At 36.2% G+C, this 22,848-nt stretch carries 21 protein-coding genes; 17 read left to right on the forward strand and 4 right to left on the reverse strand.

Going from position 1 to position 22,848, the window contains the following annotated elements:
• The 6 genes from ACQV2P_RS05710 to ypfJ form a co-directional block, all read left to right on the forward strand.
• A partial coding sequence (locus ACQV2P_RS05710; RefSeq protein WP_428894733.1) for a transposase occupies positions 1–887 on the forward strand: 887 nt, incomplete at its 5' end.
• Positions 888–1,078: 191 nt separating this feature from the next.
• Complete coding sequence (locus ACQV2P_RS05715; RefSeq protein WP_428875241.1) at positions 1,079–1,288, forward strand: hypothetical protein; 210 nt, start codon at positions 1,079–1,081, stop codon at positions 1,286–1,288.
• A gap of 30 nt (positions 1,289–1,318) precedes the next feature.
• A complete protein-coding gene (locus ACQV2P_RS05720) occupies positions 1,319–1,882 on the forward strand; it encodes a hydrolase (RefSeq protein WP_428894734.1) in 564 nt (187 codons plus the stop codon).
• Positions 1,883–1,954: 72 nt separating this feature from the next.
• Complete coding sequence (tkt, locus tag ACQV2P_RS05725) at positions 1,955–3,955, forward strand: transketolase (protein WP_428894735.1); 2,001 nt, start codon at positions 1,955–1,957, stop codon at positions 3,953–3,955.
• Positions 3,956–3,975: 20 nt separating this feature from the next.
• Positions 3,976–5,535 (forward strand): cardiolipin synthase, encoded by a 1,560-nt coding sequence (gene cls, locus ACQV2P_RS05730; protein ID WP_428894736.1) that lies wholly within the window; start codon positions 3,976–3,978, stop codon positions 5,533–5,535.
• 17 nt (positions 5,536–5,552) lie between these two features.
• Positions 5,553–6,494 (forward strand): KPN_02809 family neutral zinc metallopeptidase, encoded by a 942-nt coding sequence (ypfJ, locus tag ACQV2P_RS05735; protein WP_428875244.1) that lies wholly within the window; start codon positions 5,553–5,555, stop codon positions 6,492–6,494.
• A 58-nt stretch (positions 6,495–6,552) separates the two neighbouring features.
• Here the strand turns inward: ypfJ and pepD are convergent, their stop codons facing one another.
• Entirely contained in the window at positions 6,553–7,968 is a 1,416-nt protein-coding gene (gene pepD / locus ACQV2P_RS05740) for a beta-Ala-His dipeptidase (protein WP_428873150.1), read from the reverse strand.
• Positions 7,969–8,210: 242 nt separating this feature from the next.
• Here pepD and ACQV2P_RS05745 point away from each other — a divergent pair, with 242 nt between their 5' ends.
• Positions 8,211–9,488: an RNA polymerase subunit sigma-54 gene (locus ACQV2P_RS05745; protein WP_428875246.1), complete on the forward strand. Its 1,278-nt coding sequence runs from the start codon at positions 8,211–8,213 to the stop codon at positions 9,486–9,488.
• 44 nt (positions 9,489–9,532) lie between these two features.
• Here the strand turns inward: ACQV2P_RS05745 and ACQV2P_RS05750 are convergent, their stop codons facing one another.
• Complete coding sequence (locus ACQV2P_RS05750; RefSeq protein ID WP_428892358.1) at positions 9,533–10,216, reverse strand: hypothetical protein; 684 nt, start codon at positions 10,214–10,216, stop codon at positions 9,533–9,535.
• Positions 10,217–10,386: 170 nt separating this feature from the next.
• Here ACQV2P_RS05750 and ACQV2P_RS05755 point away from each other — a divergent pair, with 170 nt between their 5' ends.
• Positions 10,387–11,754, forward strand: coding sequence for a uracil-xanthine permease family protein (locus ACQV2P_RS05755; RefSeq protein ID WP_428875429.1), 1,368 nt, complete (start codon positions 10,387–10,389; stop codon positions 11,752–11,754).
• A 65-nt stretch (positions 11,755–11,819) separates the two neighbouring features.
• On the opposite strand, the gene ACQV2P_RS05760 is transcribed toward ACQV2P_RS05755, so the two are convergent.
• Positions 11,820–12,227 (reverse strand): transposase, encoded by a 408-nt coding sequence (locus ACQV2P_RS05760; protein WP_428875430.1) that lies wholly within the window; start codon positions 12,225–12,227, stop codon positions 11,820–11,822.
• A 421-nt stretch (positions 12,228–12,648) separates the two neighbouring features.
• Positions 12,649–12,927 (reverse strand): helix-turn-helix domain-containing protein, encoded by a 279-nt coding sequence (locus tag ACQV2P_RS05765; protein WP_428894744.1) that lies wholly within the window; start codon positions 12,925–12,927, stop codon positions 12,649–12,651.
• Between the two features lie 348 nt (positions 12,928–13,275).
• Here ACQV2P_RS05765 and ACQV2P_RS05770 point away from each other — a divergent pair, with 348 nt between their 5' ends.
• The 9 genes from ACQV2P_RS05770 to ACQV2P_RS05810 all read left to right on the forward strand — a co-directional run bounded on the left by ACQV2P_RS05770 (position 13,276) and on the right by ACQV2P_RS05810 (position 22,808).
• Positions 13,276–13,974 (forward strand): zinc metallopeptidase, encoded by a 699-nt coding sequence (locus ACQV2P_RS05770; RefSeq protein ID WP_428876078.1) that lies wholly within the window; start codon positions 13,276–13,278, stop codon positions 13,972–13,974.
• 20 nt (positions 13,975–13,994) lie between these two features.
• The gene (locus tag ACQV2P_RS05775) at positions 13,995–15,200 is read left to right on the forward strand and encodes a YcjF family protein (protein WP_428894737.1); all 1,206 of its coding nucleotides are present in this window, start codon (positions 13,995–13,997) and stop codon (positions 15,198–15,200) included.
• A gap of 151 nt (positions 15,201–15,351) precedes the next feature.
• On the forward strand, positions 15,352–16,329 hold the full coding sequence (locus ACQV2P_RS05780; RefSeq protein WP_428881989.1) for a metal ABC transporter solute-binding protein, Zn/Mn family: 978 nt from the start codon (positions 15,352–15,354) through the stop codon (positions 16,327–16,329).
• A gap of 23 nt (positions 16,330–16,352) precedes the next feature.
• Positions 16,353–17,048, forward strand: a complete 696-nt coding sequence (locus ACQV2P_RS05785; RefSeq protein ID WP_428875435.1) for a metal ABC transporter ATP-binding protein — start codon at positions 16,353–16,355, stop codon at positions 17,046–17,048.
• Positions 17,006–17,830: a metal ABC transporter permease gene (locus tag ACQV2P_RS05790; RefSeq protein WP_428873159.1), complete on the forward strand. Its 825-nt coding sequence runs from the start codon at positions 17,006–17,008 to the stop codon at positions 17,828–17,830. Before ACQV2P_RS05785 ends, ACQV2P_RS05790 begins: the two co-directional genes overlap by 43 nt.
• Positions 17,831–17,948: 118 nt before the next feature.
• Entirely contained in the window at positions 17,949–18,779 is an 831-nt protein-coding gene (gene purR, locus ACQV2P_RS05795) for a pur operon repressor (protein ID WP_428874163.1), read from the forward strand.
• Between the two features lie 76 nt (positions 18,780–18,855).
• Complete coding sequence (gene glmU, locus ACQV2P_RS05800) at positions 18,856–20,223, forward strand: bifunctional UDP-N-acetylglucosamine diphosphorylase/glucosamine-1-phosphate N-acetyltransferase GlmU (protein ID WP_428874164.1); 1,368 nt, start codon at positions 18,856–18,858, stop codon at positions 20,221–20,223.
• A 22-nt stretch (positions 20,224–20,245) separates the two neighbouring features.
• Positions 20,246–21,229 carry a ribose-phosphate diphosphokinase gene (locus ACQV2P_RS05805; protein WP_428874165.1) on the forward strand — a complete coding sequence of 328 codons (984 nt, stop codon included), beginning with the start codon at positions 20,246–20,248 and terminating at the stop codon, positions 21,227–21,229.
• A gap of 187 nt (positions 21,230–21,416) precedes the next feature.
• Positions 21,417–22,808 (forward strand): sugar transferase, encoded by a 1,392-nt coding sequence (locus ACQV2P_RS05810; protein ID WP_428874195.1) that lies wholly within the window; start codon positions 21,417–21,419, stop codon positions 22,806–22,808.
• Positions 22,809–22,848 lie beyond the last annotated feature (40 nt).

The raw sequence follows: 22,848 nt of genomic DNA on the forward strand, positions 1-22,848 counted from the left end.
CGGACATGATTGATTCTAAAGCTATTTTCATTGACGGCACCCATGTTAAAGCTTGCGCTAATGGTCGGAAATATACGAACGAAGAAGTACTTATTCAAGCCAAATGGTTGGCGGATGAAATGCTAGAAGCTGTCCAAGAAGATCGTGAGATCCATGGAAAAAAGCCTCTAAAAAATACAGAAAAGGAGTCCTCAAAAAAATCCCAAAAAATCAGTCCGAATGACCCGGAGGCGGGGTGGTTTCATAAAGGAGACCATAAACAAGTTTTTGCCTATAATATTCAAACGGCCTGTGATCGAAATGGATGGGTATTGGGTTACAGCGTTCACTCAGGAAACACTCACGATACACAAGCCTTCCCATCACTATTTGAAAAGATTATTCCTTTTAATCCCGCTTATCTCATTGCGGATGCTGGGTATAAAACACCCACAATCGCCCAATTCCTATTAAAACAAGAAATTACACCGGTGTTTCCTTATACACGGCCAAGACGTAAACCCGAGAATAGAGATATTATTTACGATGAATACTATGACTGTTATTTGGATGAGAATAACGTCGTATATCGTTACACAACGACGAATCGCAAAGGCTACCGCGAGTATAAAGCATGCGGACACGAAAAAAGTAAACGAGTCATTACGCGTCACGTTTGGCAGGAAGCCCTTGAAACATGCGAAGATATTAGGCATTCAGATGGCATGCGGGAACTTTATAGAGAACGAAAAGAATCAGTTGAAAGATTATTTGGCACTGCCAAAGAGCACCATGGCTTTCGATATACCCACTTAATTGGGAAAGCCTTGATGGAATTCAAAGCAGGGCTTACTTTTGCCTGCTTGAACATGAAGAAATTGGCAAACATATTGGAGATGAGAAGCTAAAAAGGCTTCGCTTTTTTTATTTTCATGTGATTTATAACTAAAATAAAGACAACCCCTTATTTGAGATTAACTCACACAGGGTTTGTCTTCAGTCTGCGAACCGAGCTTTTGCTTGGTTCTTTATCTTTTTTCTAGCTTTTAGTTAAGGATTGTTTAGAATAAAGGATATTAAAAGGAATTGGAGATTTTATATGGCAGAGGATAAGTTTAATAAAGAGGACTTCATGGCTCATTATAAAGGGCGAGGCTATTCTTACGAATCCATTCAAACAGAGATAGATAGTGAAAATAACAGTCGGGTTGTCATCAAAGAGCTGGAGGCGCAAGTATCAAAACAAGTTCCGGAATTTTCATCTAAATTACGCCATCGCTTAGTTGAGATGCCGGACGAAATCTATTAAGCTTCTGGAATTCGGATTTTTGGTCATCGAATGAAGAGTTTATTATTTTCGCCAGATGTGGCCCTTATTCGAAACTCAAATGCCCATGCTGTTATGTCAGTTTATCCTTTCACACCACAAATGGCTATTAATCAGTCATTGATTAATGTCTCATCCGTACCAGTTTTTACCGGAGAAGGAGGAGGAACGACCAGTGGCGAGCGCAGTATTCAACTAGCCTTTCAATCTGAGCAAGCGAGAGTCTTTGGAGTAGTCGTTAATTCACCAATGGAAAATGAGCTAATCCGTCAGATTGCCCAGGTGGTTGATGTTCCTGTAGTGGCAACTGTTTCAAGTGAGCATGATGATGATATTGGGAAATTAAATGCAGGGGCTAATATGTTAAATGTTTCTGGAGGTGCTAGAACCGCTCAGTTAGTGGCAGAAATTCGTCAACAAGTGGGTGACGTTGTACCTATCATAGCTACAGGAGGTCCAACAGGCCCCAGCATCTTAGAGACTCTTGAAGTAGGTGCTAATACCATTACCTATAACCCACCTGCTTCTGCAGATATCTTCGCTGAATTGATGGCTAAATATCGTAAAAAAAAATAAAATAAGACGGGATATAAAAACTAAGCAGAAAGATGGTATAATAAATTTAAAATAAGTATAAGGGAGTTCAATATGTTTTCTAAAAAAGATCAAATTGCTGTAAATACGATTCGTGCTTTAAGTGTTGACCAAATAGAAGCGGCCAACTCAGGACATCCAGGATTACCACTTGGAGCAGCGCCAATGGCCTATGCTTTGTGGTCGAGTCATTTGAATATTAATCCTAAAGATAGTCAATGGATTAATAGAGACCGTTTTGTGCTATCTGCTGGACATGGTTCAGCCATGCTATATAGTCTATTACATTTATCTGGCTTCAAAGTTACAATGGAAGATTTAAAACAATTCCGTCAATTAGGTTCTATAACACCAGGGCATCCTGAATATCGTCATACTGATGGAGTTGAAGCGACTACGGGACCGCTTGGTCAAGGAATTGCGCAAGCAGTTGGTATGGCTATGGCAGAACAACATACGGCTGCTTTATATAATACGGACCAACATCAAGTTATTAATCATTACACCTATGTATTAGTGGGTGATGGCGACTTAATGGAAGGTATTTCTTATGAAGCTTGTTCTTATGCTGGCCGTCAAAAATTAGGCAAATTAGTGGTTCTCTATGATTCAAACGATATTTCTTTAGATGGTGACTTAGACTTATCATTTGTGGAAGATATTAAAAAACGTTTTGAGAGTCAAAATTGGCATTATCAAAGAGTAGAAGATGGTAATGACCTAGAGGCTATTTCTCAAGCAATCGAAGTTGCTAAAGAAGTAAGCGACCAACCTTCAATTATTGAAGTAAAAACAGTGATTGGTTTTGGATCACCGAATGAGGGAACTTCTAAAGTTCACGGAGCGCCATTGGGAGCAGACGCTTGGTCACAAACTAAAGCTAAATATGGATATGATTATCCAGCCTTTACTGTGCCCGAAGAGACTAAATCTGTTTTTAATGAAAAAATAGTGGAACGTGGAAAAAAAGCTCAAGATGAATGGCAAAATTTATTTGAACAATATCAAGAAGCTAATCCTGAATTAGCAAAAGAATTAAAAGCAGCTTTTGCAAATGAATTACCTGAAGATTATGCAGCTGACCTTAAATTTCTCGATGTGAATGCTAAAGCTGAAGCGACAAGAAGCTCTTCTGGAACAGCCATTCAAGGCCTAAAAGCTAGAGTTTCATATTTATGGGGAGGCTCTGCTGACCTTTCTGGTTCAAACAAGACCATGATTAAAGAGACAGAAGACTTTATGCCAGGAAGTCGACAAGGACAAAACATTTGGTTTGGTGTTAGAGAATTTGCCATGGCTGCCATGATGAATGGAGCTGCTTTGCATGGTGGAAATAAAATTTATGGTGGGACATTCTTTGTATTCTCAGATTACTTAAAAGCGGCCATTCGTTTGTCAGCTTTATCTCAATTACCCGTTACTTATGTTTTAACACATGATTCAGTTGCTGTAGGTGAAGATGGTCCAACACATGAACCGATTGAACATTTAGCAGCTTTTCGTGCCATGCCAAATCTTAATGTCATCCGACCGGCAGATGCAAACGAGACAATGGTGGCTTGGAAGATTGCCGTGGAATCTCAAACAACCCCTACTTTATTAGTTCTTAGCCGTCAAAACTTACCGGTTATCAACAACTCTAATGAATTAGCAGAAGAAGGTGTTCGTAAAGGTGCTTATATCATCTCACCTGCCAAGGAAGACGCACAAGGTGTTTTAATTGCTACAGGATCTGAAGTTTCAGTAGCTATTGAAACTCAAGCACTATTGGCTGAAAACGAAGTTTATGTAAATGTTATTTCGATGCCTGCTCAAAATATTTTTGATCAACAAAGTGACGAGTATAAAGAAATGATACTACCTAAACAGCTTGACAAACGAGCTTCTATAGAGATGGGATCTAGCTTTGGATGGCATAAATATATTGGTATGGATGGCTTAACCATTAGTATTGATGAATTTGGTACCTCAGCTCCAGGCCACCAAGCCATTGAACACTTTGGTTTTTCAGCAGAAAAAATCGCTCAAGCTTATCTTAAACACTTTGAATTATAAAATTAAAAGGGGGAGAAGGTATGGGGAAAAGAACAAATGAGACAAAGCCTCTAATTGTTCGTTTATTAATTATCGCAGCCTTAACTATTCTCCAGATTATATGGATAGTTGTATTGGTCAAAGATCTAGTTGCCTATTCTGTTTGGCTAAACCTCTTTATGACTATTGTATCTTTTGGGATCATCATTTATTTGCTAGATAAGAACGAAAGTCCTGCTTATCGCTTATCATGGATTGTGTTATTAGCAGTTTCACCTATCATAGGCTCTTTGTTTTATCTCTATGCTGGTAACAAACGACCTTTGGCAGATATGACAGAACGACTTAATCGTCAGAATCGCTATCATTTAAGGGACTTAAAAAAGGTGCCCAATGCCTTAGGGTCGCTAGCACAAGATAATCCACGGATTGCAGGCATTGCAAAGTATGTCAATGATTACGCAAAAATGCCTGTTTCTGCGGGGGTAGACGTTAAGTATTTTGCGAATGGCGAATCAATGATGGAACCACTTATTCAAGACCTAGAGTCAGCACACTCACATATTTTTCTTGAATTCTTCATTATTGAACAAGGTCAAATGTTTGATCAAATCTTTGACGTGCTTAAAAGAAAAGCTCAAGAAGGTGTAGAAGTACGTTTAATATATGATGATTTCGGTTGTCTTTTAAGACTTCCTAAAGACTTTGTCGAACAAATGGAGGCATTTAATATTAAGGCCCTTAAATTTAACCCAGTGCGGCCAATTGTTTCTCTTGTTTACAATACTCGAGATCACCGCAAGTATATTGTTATCGATGATAAGATTGCTTATACAGGGGGTCTAAACATTGCAGATGAGTATATTAATGCGGTGGAGCGATTTGGCTATTGGAAAGACACTATGATTCGTATTAAAGGTGCTGCTGTATGGAACATCTCACAAATGTTTTTAACTATGTGGAATGCCTACGTAACTGAAGATTCAGATGACAAAAAATTTACTGACCAAGCCAGTTTAGATGAAAGTTTAAGTATTATCGAAGGTAATGAGTCCAGCGGCTATGTCCAACCCTTTAGTGATACACCTTTAGATAGTGAAGTAATAGGTGAAAATGTCTATCGTGAGATTCTCAACACCGCAGAGCGTTATGTTTATATTTTTACTCCCTATTTAATTATTTCCTATGAGTTACAAACGGCTATGACTTTAGCAGCTAAAAGGGGTGTGGACGTGCGCTTGATGACACCAGGAATTCCTGATAAAAAATTAGTTTATCGAATTACTAGGTCTTTCTATCGTCCTTTGATAGAAGGTGGAGTAAAAATTTATGAATATACTCCCGGTTTTCTACATGCTAAGTCATTCGTTTCAGATGATCGGTTGGCGATAGTCGGTACCCTTAATTTAGATTATCGTTCACTATATCTTCATTTTGAAACGGCTACCTTGCTATACTATCATCCAGAAATAAAAGCGATTAAAGATGACTTTATTCAGGCACAGAGTGTGGCTGAATTAATTCGGATGAAGCACCTAAGACGTTCGATTGCTGGAAGGATTATCGACGCATTGTTGAGATTGTTAGCTCCATTCGTCTAGTATTAAGGAGGCCGAAAATGAGGTGGGAAGATTTAAGACGAAGTAAAAATGTTGAAGACCGTCGAAGCCAAGGCGGAAGTTCTTTTGGCGGAGGAATGGGCTCAGGCCGTTCGGGTGGTATGAGTGGTAATCTCCTAATGATGTTATTGATGTCAAAAGGGAAATTTAAATGGATTTTGATAGGAATCTTGCTTATTTCCTTTTTTACAGGAGGATCTTCTTTGTTAGGAGGCGGGCAACCAACGAATCACAACTACGGTGATTCAGGTGTCGTTTTTGAAGATGCTAGTGAAAAGTCCGACTCTAACAATCAAATAACTGATGAAGAAGGAGAGTTTCTTTCAGTAGTATTAGCTAATACCGAAGATTTTTGGACTGAAAAGTTCGCTGAATATGATTTAACTTATAAAAGACCAAAATTAGTCCTTTACACAGAAGGAACAAATACTGGTGGATGTGGATTTGGCCAAAGTTCTGCAGGCCCCTTCTACTGTCCAGGTGACCAAGCTATCTATATAGATGTTAGTTTTTATCGTGAATTAGCTAATAAATATGGCGCTCCAGGAGACTTTGCGATGGCTTATGTTCTGGCTCATGAAGTGGGGCATCATGTCCAACAACAGCTAGGGACAATGGATGATTATCAGAAACTGGCTCAACAAAATCCAGGCGTTAAGAATGAATTAACGGTTCGCTTAGAATTGCAAGCAGATTATTATGCAGGAGCTTGGGCACGCTATGCTGATGAGCAAGGTATCTTAGATGAAGGAGACATTGAAGAAGCACTTCAAGCAGCCTTTTCAGTAGGGGATGATACTTTACAAAAAGAAACGATGGGGTATGTAGTTCCTGATTCCTTTACTCATGGAACATCTAAGCAAAGACAAGAATGGTTTGCTAGAGGCTATAAATATGCTGGTGATTTCCAAGAAGCAGATACCTTTAATGGTGATATTTAACAAAAAAGAACGCTTTATGAATTTTCATAAAGCGTTCTTTTTGTTCTAAAGCTTTTCTCTAAAGCTTTTCAAGCAATTTGTTGATAAATTTAAAGGTTCTTTCAGTTGAAGAAATCGAAAGTCTTTCATTAGGGCTATGCACGTCTTTCATCGTAGGGCCTACTGCAATCATTTCCATTTCAGGGAAAGTATCTGTAAAAACAGCCGGTTCAAGAGCAGCATGGACAACCTCAACTTTCATTTCTTTATTAAAAGTCTCTTTAAATGCTTCTAGGGCAGTCTCTCTTAGACTAGACTCTTTTGCAAATTCCCAAGCTTGATAATAATCTGCTTCAATCACATCAAATCCATTTTTTTGATAGATTTTTGTCACATTTTCAGTATGTTTATCAAAAGATTCAGGATTCGAACTTCTAAGGGAAATAGTGACTTTTAATTGACGATCTTGAATATCAAAGATAGCGAGATTGTTAGAACACTCAACAATATCAGGATATTCTTCCATCATACTATAGACACCGTGTGGGACTTCAGCGATAAATTGCTCAATATTTTCTTGGCTTTGTGCCGATAAGACCTCATCTATATTATCAATTTTTTTAATGGTTACTTGCATGTCTTTATCAAGAGGATATTTAGCGATTAAGTTTGTAAAATCAATGGAATAATCTTCTTCATCTGATGCAAATACTACTCTTGCATCGCGGGGTATCGCGTTATGTTTTGATCCGCCGACAATCGACACTAATTCATAGTCGGACACCTCTTTAATTAAGTTCATAGCCTGTAAGGCAAATTTAATGGAGTTTCCTCTTTTTTGGTGGATTTCCATTCCTGAATGTCCACCTAACATATTATTAATAGTTAATTCAAAAGTGTTTTTTAACTGGCGAGCTTGATATTTAAGTTTTTGCTTACCAATAAGGTTATGGCCACCAGAACAACCGGCCAGTAAGATGCCTTCTTCTTCTGCATCAATGTTAATTAATTTTTTGCCACGAATATTTTCTTTTTTTACAGCTCGTGCACCAGACATGGTGGTTTCCTCATCCGTAGTAACCAGCAATTCAAGAGCAGGGTGTTTAGCTTCTTTGTCTTCAATGATTGCTAGACCCATAGCTACTGCAATTCCATCATCTGCTCCTAAGGTTGTCCCTTTGGTTTTAACCCAATCCCCTTCTACTGCCAATGGAATAGGGTCTTTGGCAAAGTCGTGTTTTATGCCTTCTGCCTTTTCAGCCACCATATCCATATGTCCTTGAATGATGATTGGTTCATGATCCATATAGTCGGGATGGGCTGGCTTTCTAATAATAATATTATTAGCTTCATCTTGAATAGTTTCATAACCCAATTCTTTTCCTAAATGATACAGGTAGTCGCTAACTGCTTGTTCATTACCAGATTCTCTAGGTATTTTGGTTAACTCTTCAAAGTAGTGGAAGACTCGATTAGGTTGTAGATTTTCTAACAATTTAATTTCTCCTTTCATCTTAAGCGTCGACAAAATCAAACGCTATCAAATGGCTTCTAAGTTGATTATAAAACTAAAAAAAAGCAGATACAAAGGTTTTCAAAATTATTTTTAAAATTTTAGTCTTTTTAAATAATTTAAGCACATTAAATTGTGCTAGTACAAGAATTATGATTAGACGAAATTCTAAGCATTAGCTATAATAGAGAGAGAATGATAAAAGTCAGAAAGAAGGTGATTAGATGTCAGAAGAAGTAAAAATTTTTCGATCGCTTACACAAGAAGAAGTCACACAAAATCCATTACTTTTAGAAATTTTAGACTTAAATGGCGAACAGCTAACCTATTATTTTGAAGAAAAGTTTTTGGATAATCCGTTTATAGAGTTTGAATACCCTATTGAGCATAAGGTTTCCCAGATTTTACAAGAAAGAAGGCCTGCAGCTGATCCAGATATTGATATTCAAAGTCCAAGCTCTCCTCAAACATTAGAAACCTTCCTTTTCGAGCAGATTATGTTATATAGGCAAACACCGATTAGAGATGCTATGGTGCAAATGGTTCCCTTTTTAGATGAACGTGGCTATTTACCTTATAAATATGGAGAACTTGCAAAAAAACTACAAATAGACCCTATGATTGCCTTAGATGCCATTACTCTTTTTCAACAATTAGAGCCGACTGGGATTGGGGCTTATGATTTGAAAGAATGTCTAATGTTGCAAACAGACCAAGACCAACATTCGCCAAATCATGCCTATTTTTTATTAGAAAATTATTTTGCTGAATTATTAGAAGAAGATTATGCAGAGATTATGGAGCGTACAAACTTAACGCTAGCTGAAATCCAACAAATTGTTAATTATTACCATACATTGCGGACACGCCCATCTTCATTATATGAACGAATTGAGCGAATTAATTTGATTCCAGATGTTGAACTGCAACTCATGGGAGAAGAAATACAAATTCACATTAACCGTCAGTATTATCCACGGCTAATTTTTGATCAAGATTATTATGATGAAATGGAAGCTAAAAATAATACTGAGCTTCAAGAATATATCCAACCGCATAAGGAATTCTACCAGCAAATGTTATCAAGTATTCGCTCTAGAGAGAAATTGTTAATTGCAGTGACTAAGATTATCGTTCAATCTCAGCTGCAATATCTCAAAGGAGAAGACAAAAGCCCAACGCCTTTATTAATTAAAGACATTGCTCATCAGCTGCGCTTATCTGAGTCTATTGTCAGTCGCATCATTATCAATAAGAACCTCGCTTATGGAGAGAATGTGTCTCCACTTTCGGATTTTATTAATGTTTCAGCAAAAGTCGGACGTAGTGGGTTGTCTGCTCTAAATATTCAAGCTTTTATTCAAGATGTTATAACAAAGCATGGCCAAGATGTTTCTGATCAAGAAATTATCGATCAACTGGCAGATAAAAAAATCATTATCAGTCATCGTTTAGTAGAGCGCTATCGTCAAAATATTCTAAAAAAGCAAGCAAAAGGATAAAGCATAAAGTCCCAGCCATTTAACAAATGGCTGGGACTTTATGCTTATTGCTGATAGAAAAAGAGTGAGTGTGTTGAATTGACTAGATGCATAGGAATAAGTTCCTTTGTTTGAGGACGATAATAAGCTAATAGCACTAATCGGTTTCCTACTTGTGTTAAAGCGTGGTTTATTAAACGTGTATCGTTATCACTGGCAATCTTTTCGGCTTCTTGGTAAGTTAAGGGTACGATGATGCGAGGAATAAAGATTGTTTCTCCATTGATTTGGAATTGGCTTTGATCAATAGAAACATCTAGTTGGCTTAAATCTTCCTCCGAATTAATTTGTGAAAGGATTTGATTTAAATCCTTACTTGCTACTTTATTTTTATTAACTTGTTGCTCTTGATTTGTAAAATTATTTAGATAATAGCTTTCCATGGCTTGATTAATATCTTGAGGCACTTCATCTGGAAGTGTCAAATTAGGGAAATCAGAAGAAACGCTTAGTTTCTCTTTTAAAAAGCGAGGGGCTGTATTGCTCTGTTTATTTTTTTCTGTTTGCTCCTTTTGGCTATCTTCTGATTCAAGGTTTTCAGTTGTTTGACTAGTTATTTGGTCTTGGGAGACAGCAGCCAATTCTGATTGTTCATTTTTCTCATTAGCGGTTGGTTCTTGAAAGTATTGGAAAATCTGACAGGCAGATAATAAAAGAGATGCAATCATAAGGCTAAGTATTTTTTTCATGAAATCATTCCTTTTTGTTTCGTTCCATCAGTGTATCAGAAAAATATGGATATTAGGTAACAAGTTGATAACAAATTACTAAATTAAATCCTAAAAAGAGTGTGACAACTTGGTCAAACAATGATAAAATCGATTAGAAATGTAAGGACTTTTAATGCATTCCAGCGAGGATGCCAAAGTCTACTGAGTATTTTAAGTCCTTATTTTCAAATAAAGGGCTCTTTTTTATGCCTTCATATAAGGAGATTAAAATGGAAAATTCAAAAGATAAAATGACGCTATTGCTGCAACCTCACGAAAAGCCGGAGTTTACCAAAGGATTATTATTAAGTTTTCAACATGTTTTTGCTATGTTTGGAGCAACGATCTTAGTTCCCTTAATTTTAGGGCTATCTGTTTCAACTGCTTTGTTAGCAAGTGGGATAGGAACATTGATTTACCTTACTATAACAAAAGGGGAGGTGCCAGTTTATTTGGGATCCTCTTTTGCTTATATTGCTGCCATGGCTTTAGCAATGGAACAACTAGATGGGGATGTTTCTGCAGCGCAAACTGGAATCATGATGGTCGGTTTATTTTACGTTGTGATTGCTGGAGTAATCAAGTATACCGGCACCGATTGGTTGAATAAAATATTACCACCGATTGTTATTGGGCCGATGATTATTGTTATCGGTTTAGGATTAGCTTCTTCTGCAGTAAATAATGCTGGCTTTGTATCGGGTGGGGATTGGCGAAACATTTTCGTTTCAGTAGGAACGCTACTCATTTCAGTTTACATGCAGATATTTGGTAAAGGCTTCTTTAAAGTAATTCCATTCTTAATCGCTATTATTGGCGGCTATCTTCTTTCGTTAATGGTTGGAATCGTTGATTATACTCCCGTAATAGAAGCTAGTTGGATTCGTTTGCCGGATTTATCCCTTCCATTTGCTACACCTGTTGCAAATTGGCAACAATATAAGTTTTATTTTGGACCAGAAGCCTGGGCGATTTTACCAATTGCTTTGGTTACCATTGCTGAGCATACAGGTGATCATGTGGTTCTTAGTGAAATTTGTGATCGTAATTTTTTATCAAAGCCAGGATTACACCGAACTTTAGCAGGAGATGGGTTAGCTACTTTCGTTTCAGCTTTAATTGGTGGTCCTGCAAACACGACTTATGGTGAAAACTCTGGTGTGATTGCTTTAACAAGAATTGCATCTGTTAGTGTCATTAGAAATGCAGCTTTTCTAGCTATTTTGATATCTTTCTTTGGCAAATTTAATGCTTTAGTGGCATCAATACCTTCCGCAGTATTGGGAGGAATGTCGATTCTATTGTATGGTGTGATTGCTAGTAATGGTCTGAAGGTATTAATAAAAGATCACACTGACTTTTCACAATCTAGAAATTTAATTATTGCTTCAGCTATGTTGGTTATCGGATTGGGGGGAGCTGTTTTAGATTTGGGAGGCTCATTTGTTGTTTCCGGAACAGCCTTAAGTGCACTGGTAGGAATTACTTTGAATGCTATGTTACCTGAATTAAAATAAAAAATAATTAAGCATTTAGAATTTTGATGTGAACCCATAAACACGAACAATAATATTAAAATTAATTATGCGGCCTGCAACCTATATTCAATAGGTGAAAGGCCGTTTAATTTTTCTTTTAGCCTATGATGGTTATACCAATAAATAGATCTTTTTATTTCTTCAGCTAATTCATCTATACTATCATACTTAATCGCATAAAATATTTCTTGTTTTAGAAGCCCAAAGAAGTTTTCCATAGGCGAATTGTCTAGACAATTAGCTCGTCTTGACATACTTTGTTTTATAGTGTTATCTTCAAGGATTTTTACCCATGACTTAGGTTGATAATGAAATCCTTGATCTGTATGAACTATTAAATGGTGATCTTGTGGAAGTTTCTTTACAGCATCTTCTAAGGACTTATTGGTAAAATATACAGTAGGTGATATATTTAAATGATATGATATTATTTCACAGTTAAATAAATCCATTATTGGTGATAGTTATAACCTGTTTTCAGAAGATTTAACTTTAAGTTTTGTTATATCACTCACCCATACTTCATTAGCTTTTTCTACTTTGAAGTTTCTATTTAATTTGTTATCTGCTATCCTACCTATTTCTCCTCTATATGAGCTATATTTCATTGTTCTTATGTGGAAATTTTTACATAGAAGTTTACTAACTTTCATGATTCTTAATACTCTTTTATGGTTAACTCTATCTCGCTTTTCTTTCCATTCGTAGAAAGACGTTCTTGGTAGTTTTGCTATATCAAGCCATATTTTTAACTTAATATCCGGTTTAACTAGCCTATTTCAAGTACTATTTTTGTCTTTTTTTGTTTGAGATTTTTTCTTTTGAATTAAGTCATCTAACTTTTTTAGATAGAGTATTTCTGCTTCAAGATATTCATTTCTTTGCCTTAGCTCTATTAATTCTTCTCTTTGATTTTTTTAACTTCTTAATTTCATTTGATTTATCGGTGTTTTTAGACATAGTCGTATCCCCATTCTTTATAGGTCTTCCTTCATTAGCATTGAATCTTTCAAAACCTTCTTGTTTATATTTTCTTTTCCAATTAGCAATTATTGAAGGATTATTAATTTTAAAGTACTCTGCTGCTTCTCTATAGGATAGTTCATTGTATTGCCTATATTTTATTACAGATTTTTTAATTCTCCGCTGTATTTAGTTTTAGACATAGATTTTCTAAGTCCATTTTCTCCATACATTTTATCTTGTCTTATCCAATTAGAAACGTTTGAAGCTTTGACTCCAGACCTTCTTGAAAGAAATTTTCTTTCATATCCTTCTTCGATTTCTCTTACTAACTATAATATAAATTCAAAATTATATTTTGCCATACACCCCCCCTAAATCCTTGTTCGGGTTTAAGGAGTCAGTACATTTCTAAATGTTTTTTAATTTAAGTATCAGGACTGGGAAATTTTCATCTAAAAGTTACTAAAATAGAAAACCAAAGGAAGTTTTGATAGAATACTGTTTATAGTGTTTGAACTTTAAAGGAGGAATTCAATGTACCCCTACGGTTTTTATTTTGATTCAACATATATTTTAATACTAATAGGTATGGCTATTGTAATGTATGCTCAATGGAAGGTTAAATCAACCTTTGCTAAATACAGCGAATTAATGAGTGAGCGTAATATAAGTGGACAAGAAGCCGCGGAATTAATTCTGCAAGCAAATCAAATTCAAGATGTGAGAGTTGAAAGAGTAGCTGGGAACTTAACAGACCACTACAGTCCCAAAGAGAAAATCTTAAGATTATCGGAAGCTACTTATAGCAACAGCTCTGTAGCAGCGGTAGCAGTTGCAGCTCACGAGTGTGGTCATGCCGTGCAAGATGCTAAGAACTACCAATTTCTAAAATTAAGATCAGCTTTAGTTCCCGTATCACAATTTGGCTCAATGATTGGTATGCCAATTATCATTTTGGGTTTTCTTTTCCAAATGATGGGATTGGTAACAATTGGTATCATTGCACTATCAACGGCTTTATTATTTCAAATAGTAACTTTACCAGTTGAACTAGATGCAAGTAAACGGGCTTTAATTTCTTTGGAACAGCTAGATATCTTCACTCAAGGGGAGTTGCCCGCTGCTCGTAAAGTTTTGAATGCAGCAGCCCTTACTTATATAGCGGCTACTTTTTCAACGGCTTTACAAATTTTAAGGTTAATAATTTTATCTAATCGCTCGCGTAGGAATTAAGGCATAGATGGAGGCGAATTATGGATTTATGGAAGAAATTTAAGACTAGTCCTTTAAATCTTAACTTAGCACTTGATCTATTAAGGCAAGCAGATCAGGAAGTGGAAAAGATGGAGCCCATTCGCATTTTACTCGCTGGTAAAACGGGATCGGGAAAATCCACTCTTGTGAACGCTCTTTTTAGAGAAAATATTGCTTCAACAGGAGTAGGTCTTCCAGTGACTCAAAAGGTCCAGAAAATAACTAAAAAAGGCTTACCACTAGTTATCTATGATACTAAAGGATTAGAGTTACATTCAAAGTCGCAAGATGAAAGTATCCAACACTTACTTCATTTAGTAAAAGACGCTAAAAAAGGCGATGCGGTAGAGCCTATTCACTTGGTTTACTATTGTATCAATGCGACGATGGCAAGAATTGAACCGCAAGAAATTACCCTAATTGCAATGCTGGCTCAAGAACTGCCGGTTATTGTGGTCTTAACACAAGCAATTGGTGAGGATATTAAAGGCTTTAAAGATTCTGTTAAAAAAGCAGTCCCTCAAGTCCAAGGGGTTATTCCTGTTTTAGCCAAAGACTTTGAATTAGCAGGTGGCCAAAAAATTAAAGCTTATGGCTTAGAAGAGTTGACTAAACATAGTTATGAGTTTGTTCCGGAAGAGGTAGAGAAGGCTTTTATTAATGCCCAACGAGTAGACTTGGCTTTAAAAATAGCTCAATCTAGAAGTTGGGCAAACAAGTATATGAAAACAACTTTTGGAATTGGTCTAACCCCCTTACCGATTGCTGACTCAGCTCTTTTAGTTCCTATCCAAATTACAATGCTAGCTCACATTACTAGTATATTCGGCTTGTCTATCGATAAAAAACAAATTGTTAGTATGATGGCTGGGGTAGGAGGGACAGGTTTAGCGAGTATGGTGGGTAAATACCTAGCTTCGTCAGCTGCTAAATGGGTGCCAGGAGTGGGATCAGTTACAGGAGGAATGGTTAATGGTTTTACTGCCTCAACTGTTACTCTAGCATTAGCTTATTCATACATTGAAATACTAAAGCAGATAACGCTTGCAGAGAATCAAGGGAAAAAGTTATTACCTAAGGAGATAACAGCTTTGATGCGCAAGACATTTGGTCAGGAGCTCGAAACAATCAGTCATCGATTTCCCGACAAGGTCAAAGATTCATTGCCAGAATGGATGACTAACAGTTTAGATCAATACGAGTAATATCAATTTAGCGGTTTGCCTTCTTAATAGAGGACTTACCGCTTTTTTAGTGAATTATATCTTAAAATTTACCTTGACAAACTTCTAGTAGGAAGATACTATACATAAAGATATATGTAACTATTACTATTTAAACGGAGGGTAAAATAATATGAATAAACTAATGAAAATAATAGCTACTATCTTTTTAAGTCTAGCGATGGTAGGTCATACAACTTTTAAAATTGTTTCTGCACAAGACAGGCCAAAAGTTATGGCCACTTTTTATCCAGTGTACTTTTTGGCTTCAGAAATAGCAGGAGATAAAATGGAGGTTTCTATGCTACTAGATGCCAATCAAGATGCTCACGCTTATGAAGCAAGTGCACAAGCTGCAATTAAAGTTCAAGAAAGTGATCTATTTATTTATCAAGATGATGAAATGGAATTTTTTATAAAGGATTTAATGTCTTTAGTTGATTTAGATACTACCAAAGTTTTAGAATCAACCGACGGCATTGATTTGTTATCCGGTGATGGTGAAGAGCACGATCATGAAGGTGAAGAGCACGATCATGAAGGTGAAGAGCACGATCATGAAGGTGAAGAGCATGGTCACGAAGGACACGTTCATGAATTTGACCCTCATACCTGGTTAGACCCAATGGTTTATAGTCAACAAGCCAAAAACATTAAAGAGGCAATGATAGAAATAGATCCTGATAATCAGAAGGTCTATGAAGAGAACTGTAAGGCTTTGGTTGAAAAACTTGAAGCATTAAATACAGAATTTCAGACTAAATTAAAAGATTTAGAAAATAAAACCATCGTGGTTCAACATAAAGCTTTTAGCTATTTAGCTCAGGCTTATGGCTTAGAGCAAATTTCAATTGGAGGACTTTCTTCAGATCAAGAACCTTCAGCCAAACAAATTGCTGAAATGCAAAAGCTATTAGCAGAAAAACAAGTGAACAAAATCTATGTTGATCCTGCTATTGATTCTAAGATTGCTCAAACAGTAGCAAGCTCTACTAAAGCAGAATTACTGCCCTTAAGAACTTTGGAATTAGTTTCTGAGGAAGAGGCAGCAGCAGGGGAAAACTATTTTACATTAATGCGTAAAAATCTTGAACAACTACTTCAAAATTAGAAACTAGTGTAAGGAGGCCAAAAATGAAGGTGTTATCCGTTAAAAACTTGTCTTTTTATTATGAAGAAGAAAAAGTTTTGAATAATATCACTTTTGATATCGCATCCGGAGAATTTGTTATTTTAACGGGAGAAAATGGAGCGGCTAAGTCAACGTTAGTTAAAAATATTATCGGTCTGTTAAAGCCAGCAACAGGAGAAATAAGTATTGCCAAAAAAAATAAAGCAGGAGATAAGCTATCGTTGGGTTATGTTGCACAAAACATTTCCGCCTTTAATTCAGGCTTCCCTAGCACGGTTCAGCGCTTTGTAGAGTCGGGTCGTTACAGTCAAAATAGATGGTTTAAATCTTTAGATGCTGAAGATTATGAACACGTTGATCGTGCCCTTGAAGCAGTGGGTATGGCGAATATGCGAGATAAATTAATCGGGCAACTTTCAGGCGGCCAAAAACAGCGGATTATTTTAGCGCGCATTTTTGCATTGGATCCAGATTTATATGTTTTAGATGAACCGACAAACGGTATGGATAGCCAATCACGCCGAAAGTTCTATCAACTTTTGCAACATCTTACCAAGCATCATGGTAAATCCATCATGATGGTGACACATGCTGATGATGAAATTGAAGGCTTCTATGATCGTGAAATTCGCTTAATTAGAGAGGAGGGTTCTCCTTGGAGATGTTTCAGTATGACTTCATCCAACGCGCCTTTATAGCAGGATTAGCCATGTCCTTTATAACACCTATTTTAGGTCTCTTCCTCATTCTCAGAAGGCAATCTTTAATGGCAGATACCTTATCTCATATTTCTTTAGCTGGAGTTGCTTTAGGAATTATACTAGGTATCCAACCTACATACTCGACCATAGTGATTGTTGTGATTGCTTCACTGGGAATTGAGTATCTTAGAACGGTGTATAGACATTTCACTGAAATATCTGTGGCTTTAATGATGTCCACTGGTATGGCTTTAGCCTTGTTTCTTCTAAGCTTTAATTCCAATAGTGGTGTATTTAAAGTAGACCAATATCTGTTTGGATCGATTATCTTAATTCAAGACCAAGAGGTTTATTTATTAATTGGACTAGCGCTGGTGATTTTATGCTTATATCTAATTTTTAGAAAACCACTTTATATTATATCTTTTGATGAAGCTACTGCTAAAACAGCAGGACTGCCGGTTCGTTTTATTTCAACTTGTTTTTCAATTTTAACAGGGGTTGCTATTTCCATTATGATGCCAATTGTTGGTGTTTTATTAGTATCAGCATTAATTGTGATTCCTTCTTCAACAGCTATTAGACTTTCTAGGTCCTTTGAACAAGCAATAGCGATTGGTTTTGTGATAAACATCGTGGGAATTTACTTGGGATTATTCGCTTCCTACAGATTAGACACCCCTCCTGGAGCATCTATTACTTTAATATTTATTTTGATATTCGTTTTAGTAGCTGTTGTTCAAAGCCTACAAAGATACTTACGCAAACATAAGCATTGATAATTTTTAAGAGTTCTAACAGCTGTTAGAACTCTTTTTCGATAGAGATTTTTTGTTGAAAATTCGAACAAATAATGATAAAGTTTGCTTAATGTTTGGAAAAGGAGGCTTTTTATAAATGATAAAAAAATATAAACGAAACCAGCGCTTAATAGCAATTACCCAACAACTAATGAATAATCCCAACCAACTCTTAAACTTACAAGATTTTGCGCATAAATTTCAATGTGCTAAATCATCAATTAGTGAAGATTTGGGAATGGTCAGAGGAGTTTTTGATGAAATGCAACTAGGGCAACTTGAAACATTGACTGGTAAAACAGGAGGTGTTATTTTTCGTCCACATCTGTCGGGAGAGGAAGTTGAAATTATTCAGCGTCAAGTAAAAGAGCGACTCTCTCAAGGTAAGAGAATTCTCCCAGGAAACTATATTTTCGTGAATGACCTACTACAAGATCCGAGTGTTTTAAATCCGATTGCTCAACTTATTGCAGCTAAATATGCAGATAAAGAGATTGATACCATTCTTACCATAGAAGCTAAAGGGATAGGATTAGCAGCGGCAGTAGCATTATATCTAAACAAACCTTATGTTGTGGTACGTCGAGAATCTACCTCTGGAGAAGGATCAACTATTTCGATTAATTATACTTCGGGTTCTACGCAGACTGTTAAGAAAATGGAACTCTCGAAGTCAGCTTTGCAATCGCAAAGTCGTGTATTAATTGTGGATGATTTTCTTCGTAATGGCGGAACATTAACAGGGCTTTTAAATTTAATTGAAGAATTTGATTCGCAAGCAGCTGGAATATGCGTTTTTGCAGAGAATAAGGTAAAAAATCGAATGAGTATTCCAAATTATCACGCTCTTTTTGAAACTCAATTACGTTATAACAATGAGTTAGGTCATTATCAATTGGAAATTGAAGCAGGAAATTTTTTTAATTAGGAAACTGCATAGCCATATGGTCCTTAAATAGATATAATATAAGGGTAAATGTCGCAGATAGAAGGAGTGTGAGTGAATGAAAAGAATGGCGGTTATTTTAGCAGCTGGCAAAGGTACACGCATGAAGTCAGCCTTACCTAAAGTTCTCCATAAAATTAGTGGAATTTCCATGGCAGAACATGTTGTTCGATCAGTCTTGGAAAGTCGTGCCGAGCAGATCGTAACTATTGTTGGTAATGGGGCAGATTTAGTGAAAGAAGAATTAAAAAACCTCACTGATTTTGCTTTTCAATCCGAGCAATTAGGAACAGGTCATGCAGTACTCCAAGCTGAGAATCTTCTGGCAAATGAAAAAGGAAGTACCTTAGTTATATGTGGAGATACACCCTTATTGTCAGGAGAAACATTAACTAAACTCTTTGAGCATCATGAAAGCACAGGTTCAAAAGCAACCGTTTTGACTGCAAGAACCTCAGATCCTACTGGTTATGGTCGAATTGTTCGTGATGATGAAGGCCAAGTTCTTAAAATTGTGGAGCAAAAAGACGCTTCGTCAAAAGAACTTATTATAGATGAGATTAATACAGGGACCTACATTTTTGATAATTTAAGTATGTTTAAAGCTTTGAAATCAGTGAGCAATCGGAATGCCCAGGGCGAGTATTATTTACCAGATATTATTGAAATTCTTCAAAAACAAGGAAAAAAAGTTCATGCTTTTAATATGGATGATTTTGCAGAATCAATTGGAGTGAATGATCGAGTAGCGCTTTCTAAAGCTCAGCAGCTAATGAACCGACGTATCATTACAAATCATATGCGAAATGGCGTGAGCTTTATTAATCCTGAAATGACTTATGTTGAAGCGGATGTAAAAATTGGTGAAGATACGGTGATTGAGGGGGGAGTTCAGCTTAAGGGCGAAACATTTATTGGTAAATCAGTAAGAATTGGTGCCAACAGTGAGATTGTAGATAGCCAAGTAGGGGACTCAGTAATAATTACTCAGTCAGTTATTGAGAAATCAAAGGTTGAAGATAAAGCAAAAATAGGACCTTTTGCGCATTTAAGACCGAATAGCTATTTGGCAGAGGGCGTCCGTATTGGGAATTTTGTTGAAGTTAAAAATTCTCAACTAGGTAAAGATACCAAAGCAGGTCACTTAGCCTATATCGGTGATGCTGAATTAGGAAAAGATGTCAATGTAAGCTGTGGTGTTATTTTTTGTAACTATGATGGTAAAAGAAAATATCGTTCGAAAGTCGGCGATCAAGTATTTCTTGGAAGTAACTCTAATATCGTCTCTCCACTTGAGATTGGGGACCGTGCCTTTATAGCTGCTGGTTCAACTATTATAAAGGATGTTGAAGCGGAAGCCTTAGCTATTTCACGTAGCGAACAGGTTAATAAGTTAGGTTATTGGACTAAATACATCAATAAATAAATTTAAGGAAAGAGGGATTTGGTTGGCAAGTGAACACTATAAGGATCCAAAATTAAAGATCTTTGCATTAAGTTCTAACGAAAAGTTAGCGGCAGCAATTGCAAAAGCTGTTGGAGTAGAATTAGGTGAAATTTCTTTATCTAGGTTTGCTGATGGAGAGATACGTGTAAATATTGATGAATCGACTAGGGGGGCACATGTATATATCGTACAATCGACCTCCTCACCAGTTAATGATAATTTAATGGAATTATTAATTACGATTGATGCTTTGCGTCGCGCATCAGCAAAAACAATCAATGTAGTGCTTCCTTACTATGGTTATGCACGTCAAGACCGTAAAGCACAGTCTCGTGAACCAATTACAGCTAAATTGGTAGCAAATATGTTAGAGCAAGCAGGAGCAGACCGTGTAGTGGCATTGGATTTACACGCTGCCCAAATTCAAGGGTTTTTCGATATACCTGTAGATCATTTATTAGGTGCTCCTTTACTGGCAAATTACTTTATTGATAACAAACTTTTTGGCGATGATGTTGTTGTTGTATCACCTGACCATGGCGGCGTAACTCGTGCACGAAAACTAGCAGAATTTTTAAAGGCACCAATTGCTATTGTTGATAAACGTCGCCCACGTCCTAACGTTGCAGAAGTGATGAGTATTGTTGGAGATGTTAAAGATAAAACAGCAGTGATAATTGATGACATGATTGATACGGCAGGAACAATTACAATCGCTGCTCAAGCTTTGATTGATCGTGGAGCCAAAGAAGTTTATGCCACCTGTACTCACCCGGTTCTTTCTGGGCCAGCTTTAGAAAGATTGCAAACTTCTGTTATCAAGAAGGTAATTGTTACAGACACCATTCTACTGCCTGAAGACAAAAAAATTGATAAAATTGAAATTGTGTCTGTTGCACACTTAATTGCTGAAGCAATTAAACGTATTCACGAGAACCGTTCTGTTTCACCTCTTTTCAATGAAAAATTCACTATCATTGAGTAGACTTTAATTGTAAATTTTTTATTTGAAGCTTAAGCTCGTTCTATCTTTAAATTAGATGGGACGAGCTTAAGTTATTTCAATACAAATATATGAGAGCGTAAAAATTAATCAGACTAAATGTTGATGGTTATTTTTTAAAGAAGTCGGTATAATGAGTAAGAACCAACGGAAAGAAAGAGGTTTTATTATGAACCATCGAAAAGAATGGAATAATTTATTACGCTTTGTTGTAGTTATAATGGGTTCACTGGTATGTCTTTTAGGAATTCTATTATCCTTTTATTTAAAATTTTCAGGCCAAATTCCCTATAGAAATTTTATAGCTTTTGAATCAAGTTATTTCTGGATAGCAATAGGTTTTATTTTGATCAACTTCTTCTTTGGTACCTATATATTTTATAATAAAACTTTAATGGACCTTTTCTACTTTACCATGCTATCTCAATTATTTTTGTCTTTTTTTATGATGGCCGTTACTTATGCTGGGTCTTGGCTAACTTTTCCGCGATCTGTTATTTTACTTAACCTTTTCGTAGGGACAATATTGGTATATTTATTTAATGCTGTAGCTTACATCCTTTATCATCGATTATCTGGCCGTAAACGAGTTTTAGTCGTAGGGGAGAATAAAAAGGCGTTAAATGCAGTGGTTAATTTTGATAGAATGACCAATCGTAGACATGAGGTAACTCATGTAGTCTTGTCAGATTATTACCAGCGTGTGGTTAAATTATCGGATGCGGTCGATATTGTTTACCTTACTGGTTATATCGAAGAAACAGAACGACTAAAAATATACGATTATTTGATGCGGAATAACAAAAAGCTCTTTTTATCGACTAACTTTGCAAATTTAATGATGGTTAATCCAAATATAATGAGCTTTGAAGATGAAAGTTTAATTGAAGTATCTACTTTTTCAATTGCTTTTGAACAAGCTATTATCAAAAGGACGATTGATATTGCTTCTTCTCTTCTTTTATTAATTTTAGCTTCGCCTATCATGTTAATAACAGCCATAGCTGTAAAACTAGACAGTAAGGGACCAATTTTTTATCGTCAAGTTAGAATTACAAAAGGATCTAAACCTTTCAACATTTTAAAATTTCGTTCAATGACTCAAACGGCTGAAGAAAAATCTGGACCCGTATTAGCTAGTTCTAATGATTCACGAGTGACGAGAGTAGGAAAGTTTATTCGCACTACTCGGATTGATGAACTTCCACAATTAATCAATGTGTTAAAAGGTGATATGTCGCTCGTTGGACCGCGACCTGAACGTCCTTTTTTTGTTAATCAATTTAGTCAAGAAAATGCTTATTATGAATTGCGTCATCATGTACGTGCAGGAATCACTGGCTATGCTCAAGTCTATGGAAAATATGCTACAGACTTTAATAATAAATTAAACTTTGATCTGCTCTATATTAAAAATTACTCATTAGCCTTTGATTTTAAATTGTTGTTTCAAACATTAAAAATATTATTTGATAAGGTTTCTTCAAGAGGTTTAGACCAAGAAGATCTCTGCCAACCTTCATGGAAGGATTTTCAATCCAAAATTCATATTTATGAGTAAGCTATTTCTAGATGTTGTTTATTGTTTATGTTAGGCTTTT

Source organism: Facklamia sp. P12932, assembly GCF_050409545.1.
GTDB lineage: Bacteria > Bacillota > Bacilli > Lactobacillales > Aerococcaceae > Facklamia.